Consider the following 12,866-nt stretch of genomic DNA (forward strand, 5'->3'; position numbering starts at 1 on the left):
AACTTTGCTCTTGCATCCCCATATAAAAATGACATTTCAAACTAATTGAGAACAAGTATGACAGTTGAGCGTGAAAATCGCATTGAAATTCCTGTGCTTGCCTTGCGGGACGTGGTTGTTTACCCGCATATGGTCATACCCCTATTTGTTGGGCGTGAGAAATCAATTCGTTGTCTAGAAGCGGCAATGGATAATGACAAACAAATTTTTCTAGTAGCACAAAAAGACGCTGGCGTAGATGAGCCTGAAGCGGACGACATCTATACCGTCGGTACTATTGCTACTATCCTACAACTTCTAAAGCTACCCGACGGTACGGTTAAAGTGCTGGTAGAAGGTAGTGTACGCGGTGAAATTGAAAGCTATAAGCAATCAGAGCCGTTCTTTGTTGCTAATGTAGACAAACAAACTGATGAAGAGATTGATGAGAGTGAACAAGAAGTGCTTATTCGCTCTGCGGTTTCTCAGTTTGAAGGCTACGTAAAGCTAAACAAAAAAATTCCACCAGAAGTACTGACATCACTAAATGGCATTGAAGATGCGCCTCGTTTAGCCGACACCATGGCTGCACATATGCCTCTTAAGCTTACTGAAAAGCAAAAAGTGTTAGAGATGCAGGGCGTCAATGAGCGTCTTGAATATCTGATGGCGCTGATGGAAGGCGAAATTGATTTGCTGCAGGTCGAAAAGAAAATTCGTACCCGCGTTAAAAAGCAAATGGAAAAGAGCCAGCGCGAGTACTATTTGAACGAGCAGATGAAGGCCATTCAGAAAGAGTTGGGTGAACTGGATGACGCACCTGACGAATTTGAAGCGTTATCTAAAAAGATAGCCGACGCTAAAATGCCTAAAGAAGCGGAAGATAAAGCGAAAGCTGAACTTCAAAAGCTTAAGATGATGTCACCAATGTCTGCAGAAGCTACCGTGCTTCGAAGCTACATTGAATGGTTGACTAACGTGCCGTGGAACAAGCGCTCGCCGGTTAAGAAAGATCTTTCCCGCGCAGAAGGTGTGCTTAACGAAGACCACTACGGCCTTGAGAAAGTGAAAGAGCGCATTCTTGAGTATTTAGCCGTTCAGCAGCGTGTTAAGAAGCTAAAAGGCCCAATTCTGTGTCTTGTTGGTCCTCCAGGTGTAGGTAAAACTTCATTAGGCCAGTCGATAGCTAAAGCGACAGGTCGCAAATATGTGCGTATGGCACTAGGTGGCGTACGTGACGAAGCTGAAATCCGTGGTCACCGTCGTACCTACATTGGTTCATTGCCAGGTAAGCTAGTTCAAAAAATGGCGAAAGTAGGGGTTAAAAACCCGCTCTTCTTACTTGATGAAATCGATAAGATGTCATCAGATATGCGAGGCGACCCTGCGTCAGCGCTGCTTGAAGTACTAGATCCAGAGCAAAACAATAGCTTTAGTGATCATTATCTGGAAGTCGACTACGACCTGTCAGACGTTATGTTCGTAGCCACCTCTAATAGCATGAATATTCCAGGCCCATTACTTGACCGTATGGAAGTGATTCGTCTATCTGGCTACACAGAAGATGAAAAACTCAACATTGCAAAGAACCATTTAATTGGTAAGCAAATGGAACGCAATGGGCTTAAAGCGAAGGAGTTGGAAATTACCGATTCTGCCGTTATCGGTATGATTCGATACTATACCCGTGAAGCCGGGGTTCGTAGCTTAGAGCGCGAAGTATCGAAGGTATGCCGTAAAGCCGTGAAAGATATTTTGCTTAAGAAGAGCAAAGACAAAGTAGTAGTAACTCAGGATAACCTTAAGGACTATCTTGGCGTTCAACGCTTTGACTACGGTAAAGCGGACAAAGACAATCAAATTGGCCAAGTTACAGGACTTGCTTGGACGCAGGTAGGTGGTGACTTACTGACCATTGAAACAACGTCGGTTCCGGGCAAAGGCAAAATGACATCAACGGGTTCGTTAGGTGATGTCATGCAAGAGTCTATTAAGGCTGCTATGACGGTGGTAAGAAGTCGTGCAGAAAAGCTTCGCATAAACGATGACTTCTACGAGAAACGTGATATTCACGTGCACGTACCTGAAGGTGCTACGCCGAAAGATGGCCCTAGCGCAGGTATTGCTATGTGCACTGCACTTGTCTCGTCACTTACGGGTAACCCTGTGAAGTGCGATGTAGCTATGACCGGTGAAATCACCCTACGTGGTGAGGTGCTTGCTATTGGTGGACTTAAAGAAAAACTATTAGCTGCGCATCGAGGCGGCATTAAAACTGTCGTTATTCCAAAAGATAACGAGCGTGATTTGGAAGAAATTCCAGACAACGTGAAGAAAGATTTATCAATCCATCCGGTTAAGTGGATTGATGAAGTTCTTGATATTGCACTGCAGGAACCTGTAGAAAGCGTCAAGGTGGTTAAAAAATAACTTAATCGACGGGCTACAATCCTTTGTTTTTAAAGGCGTGTAGCCGTTTTTTTGCTATAAAATTGCAATAATTGAACAAAAAATGTGCATTGGGCGAAAGAAAACCTGATTTTTTTAAAATTAGGGCTTTCAAGTCGCAAAAGTTGTGTTACCTTTAAGTGGTATTCGCTTGAAGCCTTGCCACAAAAGGGATTGCAGCGATTCATTAATAAAGTTAATTATTTGTGACTGAAGCTTGATGTTAACAATCAAGCTTGCTATAACGTTCAAGCAAAATCGTTTTGGACAAACAGTATAATAACAATCGAAGGGGATCATAATTGTGAACAAGTCTCAACTTATCGACCAAATCGCTGCTGGTGCAGACATTTCTAAAGCAGCTGCTGGCCGCGCTCTTGACGCATTCACTGACTCAGTAACTGCGGCACTTAAAGACGGCGACCAAGTTGCACTAGTAGGCTTTGGTACTTTCTCAGTTCGCGAACGTTCAGCTCGCAGTGGCCGCAACCCACAAACTGGTGAGACTATTCAGATTTCAGCAGCGAAAGTTCCATCTTTCAAAGCTGGTAAAGCACTGAAAGACGCTTGTAACTAAGCACAAAAATTATAGAAAAAGGCGATGGCTAGTCCATCGCCTTTTTTATTTCTAAAACAAAGAATTCAATATTGGGGTCAGAGTAATGACTCTGACCCCAATATTTTAAGAGTAGAAATAACCCTACGAGGCTTGATGAGTTTTATACATGTCCTCGCAACGTTCGAACTTAACGAAAGACAGTACAAATAGTGTGTTTTGGTCGTTTATATTCGGCAGCATTGGGTTATAATCAGCGCTTATTTTATCTCGCACTCACGGATTTGTGATGGTTTGAGGTAACTGTAGTAAGCAACGGAGTTGAAGAACAATCATGCTAGAAAGAATCAGAGAAGGTTCTCAAGGCCCATGGGCGATGGCGATTATCGCGCTTATCGTTTTAAGTTTCGTATTCGCAGGTGTAGGTAGCTACCTAACATCATCAGGTACTACTGCAGTAGCTACTGTTAATGGCGAAGAAATTTCGGCACAAGAACTAGAGCGTGCATATCAGAATCAGCGTGCACAAATGGAGTCACAATACGGCGAAAGCATCGCACAGCTTTTCTCTAGTGAGCAATACCTCGCAGATTTCAGAAGAAATGTACTGGACAGACTTATTGCTGAAAAACTAATTCAGCAACAAGCGACGGACATGGGATTGCGCGTAAGTGATAAACAAATTCGCGAAACCATAACACAAATGCCTGAGTTCCAGTTTGGTGGTCAGTTCGATAACGAACGTTTCCAAGCCATTCTTCGTCAAAACGGTTTCCAAGCAGCCGATTTCCGCGATTATCTGCGTGTTCAAATGACACAAAACCAGTTGGCTGCAGCGCTAACGAATTCTTCATTTGCGTTGGACGGTGAAGTACAGCAAGCGAATGCGCTACAGCGCCAAACTCGTGATGCGAAATACGTGCTAGTGAGCTCTGATGAATTTGCCGGCTCAATTGAAGTGACAGATGCGGATGTTGAAGCTTTTTATAATAACAACATCGCCTCTTTCGATACTGACGAGCAGGTTAAACTTGCTTACGTTAAGTTAAGTGTCGATGACTTGAAAGATCGCGTTTCGGTTGATGAAGAAGCGGTTCGCACGTACTACGAAAATAACCTGGGAAGCTACGGCAAAGAAGAAGAGCGCCGTGTTTCTCATATTCTTATCGAAGCGGGCGATGATGCCGATGCAGCGAAAGCAAAAGCAGAATCATTAAAAGCAGAACTCAATAACGGTGCAGACTTTGCGGCTCTTGCAGAAGCAAACTCTGATGACACATTCTCTGCCGAAAACGGTGGTGACTTAGACTTCATTACACCAGAAATGATGGACCCAGCGTTTGATGAAGCAGCTTTTGCTTTACAAAATGTTGGCGATGTATCCGACGTAGTTGAAACCGAGTTTGGTTTTCACATCATCAAGTTAACAGACTTAAAAGAAGCACAAGTTAAATCTTTCGATGAAGTAGCGGGTGAGATTCGCGATACGCTTCTTTATGATGCGGCTATGGAAAAGTACTTTGAGCTTCAAAATACGTTAGCTGAAATTGCGTTTGAAGTACCTGATACGCTAGAAGATGCAGCGAACGCGGTTGATTTGCCTGTGCAAGAGTCAGTGGTATTTAGTCGCAACACCGCACCTGCTGATCTAAGCTTCCCTGGTTTACTGGACGTTGCTTTCTCTTCTGAACTTATTGATGAAGGACTCAATAGCGATATTATAGAGCTAGACGACGAAACCGTCGTTGTTGCGCGTGTTATTGAGCATCAGCCTCAGCGTACTCAATCACTTGAAGAAGTACGCGAAGGCATCGAAGCCTCTGTTAAGGCTGAAAAGTCAAAAGAAGCTGCAGAAGCTTGGGCGTTTGATATCGCACAAAAAGTGCGTGCTGGAGAAAGCGTTGAAAGCGAGCTAGCTGAAAAGTCTGTGTCTTGGGAAACAGCAGCGGCTGTTCCGAGAGCGGGCGGTACACTTGCACGTGCATTAGTTGACACGCTTTTCTCTCTTGCCCTTGAAGGCGAAGATAAAGTTGATGTTGCAACAACGGTAAACGGTGACGTTGCTGTTGTTATGCTTGAAAACGTTAACGCAGCACCAGAGCTTGAGAATGAGTTGGGTGAAAGCCTGAAGCAGCGCCTTGCTCAGGTACAAGGCCAGCGCGTTTATCAACAATATATTGATGCGCTTCGCGCAAATGCAGAAGTGACTATCTCACAGACGCTATAAGCACTGCTGCGTGAAAGCTGTCGCTGCGACTAGCAGTGACACCGGTAATTACTAAAAAGCCAGCCTCTTTCATAGATGCTGGCTTTTTTATACAACACAGTGATTGGGTGTTTGTTTGAAGTGCGTTAGTTCGTTAAGAACAGCATCAGTGTATAAAATGCCGCAATAACACCAGATAACACAAATATGTACAGAAACCCTTGCTTACCTTGCTCCAGAGTGTATTTATTGGCTTGTAAATAGGCAAACCAGAGTAGTGACAAAATAAGGGGTATTAAAACAATGATTTTTAACACAGTAATGCCTTTCTTTAAGTTATGTTCTAGTTATATCAACGCGCGTTGATTTAGACAAATCTTAACGAGCCAATCCTAGTCACCAACTCACCCATTGTCGCCTTCCTTGTTGTCATCCTTTATTATTTTTAACTTCAGGTTACCTTGTCCGCTGTCATGGCATTGTCGTAAATCTGTTATTGCCGTGTCACTTTACATTTGTGTAATAGACTCACGTTTCATAAAGGTTTCTTATGCATGTCAATTCAGCCTTTACCTTCCATAGCGCCAGCTCGCAGTATTTATTTTGCCGAAGTGCTTATGGCAAGAGCGTCGATTACCCCACAGGACGCCGGTTGCCAAAGTTACCTGATATACAAGCTCGAAAAACTCGGTTTCTTTTGTGAGAAATACACAATTAATGGTGTGAGCAACCTCGTCGCCAGGTGGGGGCAGGGCCCGATTCACTTTGCATTTAGCGGCCATACTGATGTTGTGCCCCCAGGTCCTCTTGATAAGTGGAAGTCACCGCCTTTTAGTCCCGTAATTAGTAAAAATAAATTATATGGACGTGGTGCTGCCGATATGAAAACAGGCATCGCAGCCATGCTAGCGGCAACAGAGCGAACCATTGCTTCGTTAGATAAGGAAAAAGTCTCTTTCTGGTGGCTAATCACCAGTGATGAAGAAGGGGAGGCAGAGTGGGGCTCTAAATGGATAGCTGAATATTTGGCATCTAAAAATGTCCAGCTTGATATGTGCCTAGTCGGTGAACCTTCTGCATCTGCATCAACCGGCGATACAATTAAGATTGGCCGCAGGGGCTCACTTTCCGGCTCTATCCATATTGCAGGAAAACAAGGTCACGTGGCCTATCCAAAGGCAGCGGTAAATGCTATCCACAAAGCGAGTAATGTGATTAATGCGCTAACACAGTACCCATTTGACGAGGGGAGTGATGATTTCCCTGGTACTACGCTTCAAATAACACATATGGACACGGGAAGCTTCACTGATAACATTGTGCCTGGTGCTGTTCGTATAGAGTTTAATGTCAGATATTCGTGGCAGTTTAATCAAAACAGTTTATCGGTATTGCTGCGCAGTATTATCAATAGCGTTGATGCAGAAGCTGAAGTTAGTTTTTCAAGACCCTGTGAAGCTTACTTGAGCAAGCCCAAGTGTAATGCGGAGCACTGCTTAATTGCCTGCGTAGAAAAAGCGATAAAGAGCGCTACAGGGCGTTACCCTGTTATCAGTACATCTGGCGGTACTTCTGACGGGCGTTTCTTTGCTAGTGAGCACACACAAGTGGTTGAAGTGGGTGTCCCAAACACCACCATTCATCAAATAAACGAACACATTCACGTGTCTGATTTGCTCACTCTTGAAGATATTTATACCGTCATTCTTAAGTATGTTGGCGAGCGATAACGACTTCTGAAATTTTCAGTAAAGCGGAAGGCCGTAGAATGAGAAAGGGAGCGTTTATCAGACGCTCCCTCTTGCTTAGGCTGTGGCTTTAAGCTGAATGTCAGTTAAGTAGCGCTTACGCTTTTTCTCGGTAAGCGTTTGCATATCAACCACTACTAAACCATCAATACAGTCGTTAAAATCTGGGTCTACATTAAAACCTAAAAACGCCACCCCACCGTCTTTAGCCACTTCAGAATACTGCTTATACAGCGTTGGAACGTTTACGCCCATGTTAGCTAGTAAATGCTTTAGCTGCGTAAATTCTGCCTTGTAATCGTTACCTGTAAATTGATGTAACGCGTCGTTTGCCATTTGATACGGGCGCTTGCAGGTCGCTTCGCCAAACTTGGCAGGGAAGTAAATGGAATAGAATTGTACCAATAAATCTTTAGCGGGTTCAGGGTAGGCATTACTGAGTGACACCGCACCAAACAGATAGCGATACTTTGGGTAGCGGCTTAAAAATGCCCCGATACCAAACCACAAATAATCTAAACTACGCTTTCCCCAATAACGAGGCTGGACAAAGCTTCGCCCTAGCTCTAAGCCTTCTTTGAAGAGTTTGTCGTTGTTATTGCCGTATTTAAATAAGGTGGCAGAGTAGAGCCCGGTAGGATGGTCTGGCGCTGTCAGAAGCTCAGCATCCCCAAAGCGGTACGCACCCACAATTTCTAAATCGTTGTCATCCCAAAGTACAAGGTGATAATAGTGGGAGTCGTACTGATCGATGTCTCTGCGCTTGTTGGTACCTTCGCCCACGGCTCGAAACGCCACTTCGCGCAGGCGGCCAATCTCTCGCATAATTGGTGAACAGCTTTTGTGTTGGTATAGGTAAATAGATTTTCCGTCGCCAGTTTCACCTAAATGTTCGCAGTCTCGCATAGCGCGGGCCAGTTCTTTTCTGTCTTCTGGCATGGCAATAGAAGCCTGGGTTTCAAATACGCCTTTCTTGTTACTGCCAATGCGATACAGATGGCGCTTAAACAGCTTTACCTGCTCTTTTAGCGGTATATTGGTTTGCTGGTACGCTTCAAATGGAATAAGTTCGCCAATGCGCATAGGTAAATGCTTCTTACGCTGTTTGAACATCTCTTTAACGAGCAGCGCGGTGGCTAATGGCTTGTACACCATGGAAACGCCGTAAAAAAGCGGGCTATTTTTCGCGTCTATATAAACCGGCAGTATCGGTGCTTTTGCTTGCTTTGCAATGCGTAAAAAACCTGTGTGCCATCTGGTGTCGCGAACACCTTGCGGGCGTAATCGAGAAACTTCACCGGCAGGAAAAATCAATATGGCGCCGTCGCTGTTAAGGTGTTTTTGAATTGCCGATAAATGCTGTTTTGGTGTGCCTCCCTGCATATTGTTTACTGGTAACAGCATATCGTGAAGCGGTTCAATGGCCATAAGCATTTCATTGGCGACCACTTTCAAGTCGTGACGTACTTCACTAACCAGCTTTATAAGCGCAAGTGCGTCGAGTGAGCCAATCGGATGGTTAGCAATAATTACCACTCTACCTTCACTTGGAATGCGTTCTTTTTCTACATCGCGCGTGGAGTAGCTGATATTAAAATATTCAAGCACTTGCTCTACGAAATCGATATCTTCGTAATGCGGATAGGTTTCACCAAATTCGGTAATTTCACGTTCGTGAAGAAGGTGCCTTAATACGAAAGACAGCGACTTAAATAGAATGGGGTTATTTGCTACTTGAGGGTAATGCTTGTTCAGTACGTCGTTTACAGTAAACATAGAACCTGTTTCTCTTCCGGTTTTGGCGAACAATAGCAGGGCAATGTGACGCTTTTCACACAGTTTCATGGCAGTTATTTGACAGTGTTAAAAAGTTGTAACTATGACCTGTTGACCTGTGATGTGAGGCACAGGTCAGCAGGCCCTAACCTTGATGGATGGGATTGGAATTCACCTGTTGCTTAGTGAATAGCAAGAGTCAGGGGCCGTTACAGCCCCATTTGTGTAATGCCAGCTATGCTGCTTCTGAGCGAGAGGTTTTGGTTGTAATTGGTGTTACGGTGGCTGACTCTAATGAATCAAGGTAATGAATAAGAGATAAGTTACCGTTCACGTCTTCTGACAGTGCACTGCAGTTTTCTATCCAGTCCCCATCATTAATGTAGTGAATGCCGTTTTCAAAGCTGCTTTCAGGGTGATGAATATGGCCACAAACAACACCGTCGAGTCCCATTTCATCGGCGCGCCTGCAGCATGCTTCTCGATAACGGGCGATGGCTTCATTCGCTCCTTTAATGTGTTTTTTAATATAGCCCGCAAGTGACCAGTATTCTCGCTTGCGCCACGCGCGTAGGCGATTAAACTCTCTATTTAGAAAAAGCAAAAGGTCGTAACCTTTATCGCCAATCCACGCATGGAATTTGCCCATAGTTACATCGCCATCGAACTGATCGCCATGTAAGACTAAATAACGCTTCCCTTGTGCTGTGGTGTGAACCAACTCTCGTTCTATTTCTATATCACCGAATGCCATGCCAGAATATGACTGAATTGGTTCATCGTGGTTGCCGGGTAAGTACACCACACGCGTGCCGTCTTGGCTCATTTGCATGAATTTGTGCATGACTTGATTGTGCGCCTGTGGCCAGCGAAATTGCTTGGTCATTTGCCACATGTCAACGATATCTCCCACCAAATAGAGGGTGTCTACAGTGATGCTATTAAGAAAGGAAAGTAAGTATTCAGCTTTGCAGTCGCGATTTCCTAAATGGATATCAGAAAGCCAAAGTGTTCGATAGTGTGTCTTTTTCATAGCGGTTTCCCAAAGCGATGCCTTGGACCGTCACTATAGTTTTGCAAATTGACACTACCGTGACGCTTGCTTGACCATTGTGTTACAGCAACACAAATACGCGCTATAACCCCAACTTATTCGCCACTTCTAAAAGCCTATCTCGCATCCATACATTCACTAAGTCTTCATCGGCGTGTTTGTGCCAGTACATGTGTACGGGGAGTGGAGGGACGTCAAATGGAAGGGGCAGAATTTCGATATCGAATTTATTACTGAATTGTTGGGCGAATCGCGTTGGCATGGTCAGCAAAAGATCGCATTGGCTAACTACGTTAACGGCGGCAAAGTAGTGTTCACACTGCAATGCGATGTTGCGATGTAAATTGTGCTGAGCAAGGGCTAGATCTACCGTATCTAATTTAGAATCTTTTAAAGATACAAGCGCATGCTGTGCAACTGAATAGCTCTTGATACTCGGGTTGTCTACGTAGCTATTGCTAGGCGCGCATACCACGACAAACGTTTCTTCACAGATAAACTGTGAACGAATGTCACGGCTGGTGGGAACTAATGCGTCAATTACGATATCAAGCTCTTTAGCGGCTAACGCGGGAGCAAGCTCGGGCCAGGTAACCTGTCTGCTATTCACCGTGATGTTGGGAGTATGTTTAACAAGCTCTGGAATAAGCACGGGAAAAAATATAGATTCTAAAACATCTCTCAAGCCAAGGTTCACCTGACGGGGTTTATCACTTATATCAAAACCCACTTTACCTTTTAACGTACTTTCAAGGGTTTCTATTGATTTCACAACCGATGCAATAATGCCTTGGCAAAATGGGGTAGGCACGACTTGTCGCCCATGACGAATAAACAGCGGATCATCAAACTTCTCTCGCAGACGACCTAAGGCGTGACTCACCGCAGGCTGCGTAATATGTAACGCGTTGGCGGCTTTCGTAATGCTGCCCTGATCGTAGACCGCGCGCAGCACAACAAACAAATTTAGATCTAATTTTCCATGCATATTATTTATGGGTTTCCATAATAAGGCATCATTTTTATTTATTATTAAACAGGGTACACTGACTGAAATGTTAATAAAAGGTTTCTTTAATAGAGGCTTCTTTTGTAAGGGGCGTGTGCATGCAGGCATCTGTACTTACCGAGGTGTTGTTACCTCTAGCGTTGGCATTTGTTATGTTTGGTATGGGGCTAACGCTAACCCTTGCAGACTTTGCCCGACTACTTAAAGCGCCTAAAGCAGTAATAACGGGTTTTATAGGGCAAATTATATTGCTGCCTATGTTGGCGCTAGGACTGTGCTTTGTTTTTGGTCTACCCGATTATATTGCGGTTGGTGTCATGGTTTTAGCGGCATGCCCAGGCGGCACGACCAGTAATTTAATCAGCCACATCGCAAAAGCAAATCTGGCCCTTTCAGTAAGCTTAACCGCTATTTCTACCATCGCTTGCGTTTTCTCAACGCCCTTTATCATTCAATTTGCTCTTGATTACTTTGTAAAAGAAAACGCGCCAGACTTTTCTATTATTCAAACAGTGATCGGGCTGGTTGGTATATCAATTGTACCGGTCATTTTAGGCATGACCATTCGTCGCTTTTACAGCAGGTTTGCTACTAAAACTGAAAGCTTCTTTCGGCAGTTTTCTATGTATTTCATGTTGCTTATGATTGTGGGCGTACTGGTTTCAGAAAGAAACAATTTAGCCGCGTCCTTTGAAAGCGCGTTTTTGGTTTGCTTAACGTTAAATTTATCATCGGTATTGTTAGGGCTCGGGCTTGCTAAGCTTTCAAACCTAGCATTTAAAGACTCGCTCACGCTGGCCATTGAAATAGGCGTGCAAAACGCGGCGCTTGCAATGCTGATATGTATTACCTTTTTAGATGCGCCTGATTACGCGATTGCACCTGGTGTATATGGCGTAGCAATGTACATCGGGCCCGCACTATTGGCCCTGTGGGCAAAACGAAAAATGCGTAACGAACAGCCAACAGTGTCGCTGCAAAAGACGGAATCAGTTTGATTGGATTGATAAGGCGGTCAATTAGAGAGAATAGTGAAGTACTGATTAGCGCTTAACACAATAAAGCGCAACTAAATATAAACGCCGATACAAGAATAATGAAACAAGAACAGTTAGGAAACACATCATGCGCGTATTGATTACCGGTGGCGCTACCGGCTTAGGTCAGGCCATTGCCCTTAAGTGGGCGGAAAAGTGGGCAGGCAAAGACGAGGGGTTAGATATTTGCATTGCCGATATTAACCAAGAAAGAGGCGATGAAACAGTGAATACGCTATCCGCCCAAGGTGCCAATGCGTTTTACATCCATTGCGATATAACCTCTGAAAATGATGTTCAAACGTTAGCGAACACCTTGGAAACTCGCTGGGGCGGTGTTGACACTGTGTTTAACAATGCGGGTGTTGCTTCTGGTGGCAGCCTTTTAGATGAGAGCATTGAGCAGTGGCAGTGGGTGTTTGATATTAATGTGTTAGGCATGGTGAGAGTCAGTCGTGCCCTCTTACCTATAATGCGAGAGCAAGGCGGTGGCTATTTCATTAATATTGCATCGCAAGCGGGGCTAACGCCTATTCCTTATATGGGAAGTTATAACGCGGTTAAAGCCGCAGTCGTGTCGTTTTCTGAAACCATGAAGTTGGAATTAGCACCTGACAATATTGACGTTAGTGTAGTTTGCCCAAGCTTCTTCAAAACGAATTTAGATGAGTCGATGCGAAGCAGTAACCCAGCGTCGCACAAAATGCTCGATAAGTTCTTTGCCAAAGCAGACATGACGAAAGAAGACGTGGCTGAGTCCATATTTCAGCAAGTCGATAAAAAGCAGTTTCTAATTCTTACCCATAAACTGGGTAAACGCGCTTTTCTGTTAAAGAAGCTGCTGCCAACCCAGCGCTATATCAAAAATATGCTCAATCAAACGAAGATGATGAAGCGTGCAATGGAAAAGCAAAGTTAGGCAAAACGGAATCGGGCTCACGTATGTTTGTCGCCAAGCTGTCCGAAGATAATTGTTGAGCTGCACTTGTGTTGGCACAAACCGAAAGCAGGGGGGTCGTTGAGCAAAAGACTGTGAGTAAGCACTTTGAATAA

9 protein-coding genes are annotated in these 12,866 nt (G+C 44.3%); 6 read left to right on the forward strand and 3 right to left on the reverse strand.

The genetic code is table 11. The features are described 5' to 3' along the window. The first annotated feature begins 57 nt into the window (after positions 1–57). From lon to dapE, 4 genes are all read left to right on the forward strand, one after another. Entirely contained in the window at positions 58–2,409 is a 2,352-nt protein-coding gene (gene lon, locus F0261_RS04645) for an endopeptidase La (RefSeq protein WP_014950145.1), read from the forward strand. 322 nt (positions 2,410–2,731) lie between these two features. Next, complete coding sequence (hupB, locus tag F0261_RS04650; RefSeq protein WP_012518978.1) at positions 2,732–3,004, forward strand: nucleoid-associated protein HU-beta; 273 nt, start codon at positions 2,732–2,734, stop codon at positions 3,002–3,004. A 313-nt stretch (positions 3,005–3,317) separates the two neighbouring features. Then, entirely contained in the window at positions 3,318–5,210 is a 1,893-nt protein-coding gene (locus F0261_RS04655) for a SurA N-terminal domain-containing protein (protein ID WP_014979812.1), read from the forward strand. Positions 5,211–5,743: 533 nt separating this feature from the next. Beyond that, positions 5,744–6,919, forward strand: a complete 1,176-nt coding sequence (gene dapE, locus F0261_RS04660) for a succinyl-diaminopimelate desuccinylase (protein WP_171337336.1) — start codon at positions 5,744–5,746, stop codon at positions 6,917–6,919. Positions 6,920–6,994: 75 nt separating this feature from the next. On the opposite strand, the gene F0261_RS04665 is transcribed toward dapE, so the two are convergent. The 3 genes from F0261_RS04665 to F0261_RS04675 all read right to left on the reverse strand — a co-directional run bounded on the left by F0261_RS04665 (position 6,995) and on the right by F0261_RS04675 (position 10,755). Continuing rightward, complete coding sequence (locus F0261_RS04665; RefSeq protein ID WP_272492374.1) at positions 6,995–8,782, reverse strand: lysophospholipid acyltransferase family protein; 1,788 nt, start codon at positions 8,780–8,782, stop codon at positions 6,995–6,997. Positions 8,783–8,948: 166 nt separating this feature from the next. Then, on the reverse strand, positions 8,949–9,746 hold the full coding sequence (locus F0261_RS04670) for a UDP-2,3-diacylglucosamine diphosphatase (RefSeq protein ID WP_014979808.1): 798 nt from the start codon (positions 9,744–9,746) through the stop codon (positions 8,949–8,951). Positions 9,747–9,849: 103 nt separating this feature from the next. Continuing rightward, positions 9,850–10,755 (reverse strand): LysR family transcriptional regulator, encoded by a 906-nt coding sequence (locus tag F0261_RS04675; protein WP_041449997.1) that lies wholly within the window; start codon positions 10,753–10,755, stop codon positions 9,850–9,852. A 119-nt stretch (positions 10,756–10,874) separates the two neighbouring features. Here F0261_RS04675 and F0261_RS04680 point away from each other — a divergent pair, with 119 nt between their 5' ends. Together F0261_RS04680 and F0261_RS04685 are read left to right on the forward strand one after the other, a co-directional pair. Continuing rightward, the gene (locus F0261_RS04680) at positions 10,875–11,774 is read left to right on the forward strand and encodes a bile acid:sodium symporter family protein (protein ID WP_014979806.1); all 900 of its coding nucleotides are present in this window, start codon (positions 10,875–10,877) and stop codon (positions 11,772–11,774) included. A gap of 127 nt (positions 11,775–11,901) precedes the next feature. Further along, complete coding sequence (locus F0261_RS04685) at positions 11,902–12,732, forward strand: SDR family oxidoreductase (protein ID WP_171337337.1); 831 nt, start codon at positions 11,902–11,904, stop codon at positions 12,730–12,732. Positions 12,733–12,866: the final 134 nt, after the last annotated feature.

Source organism: Alteromonas sp. 07-89-2 (genome assembly GCF_013113925.1).
Lineage (GTDB): Bacteria > Pseudomonadota > Gammaproteobacteria > Enterobacterales > Alteromonadaceae > Alteromonas > Alteromonas macleodii.

Coding starts and splice junctions, on each gene's coding strand:
- lon (WP_014950145.1), top strand. CDS start 58: ATGACAGTTGAGCGTGAAAATCGCATTGAAATTCCTGTGCTTGCCTTG.
- F0261_RS04675 (WP_041449997.1), bottom strand. CDS start 10,755: ATGCATGGAAAATTAGATCTAAATTTGTTTGTTGTGCTGCGCGCGGTC.
- F0261_RS04665 (WP_272492374.1), bottom strand. CDS start 8,782: ATGAAACTGTGTGAAAAGCGTCACATTGCCCTGCTATTGTTCGCCAAA.
- F0261_RS04670 (WP_014979808.1), bottom strand. CDS start 9,746: ATGAAAAAGACACACTATCGAACACTTTGGCTTTCTGATATCCATTTA.
- F0261_RS04655 (WP_014979812.1), top strand. CDS start 3,318: ATGCTAGAAAGAATCAGAGAAGGTTCTCAAGGCCCATGGGCGATGGCG.
- F0261_RS04680 (WP_014979806.1), top strand. CDS start 10,875: ATGCAGGCATCTGTACTTACCGAGGTGTTGTTACCTCTAGCGTTGGCA.
- F0261_RS04685 (WP_171337337.1), top strand. CDS start 11,902: ATGCGCGTATTGATTACCGGTGGCGCTACCGGCTTAGGTCAGGCCATT.
- dapE (WP_171337336.1), top strand. CDS start 5,744: ATGTCAATTCAGCCTTTACCTTCCATAGCGCCAGCTCGCAGTATTTAT.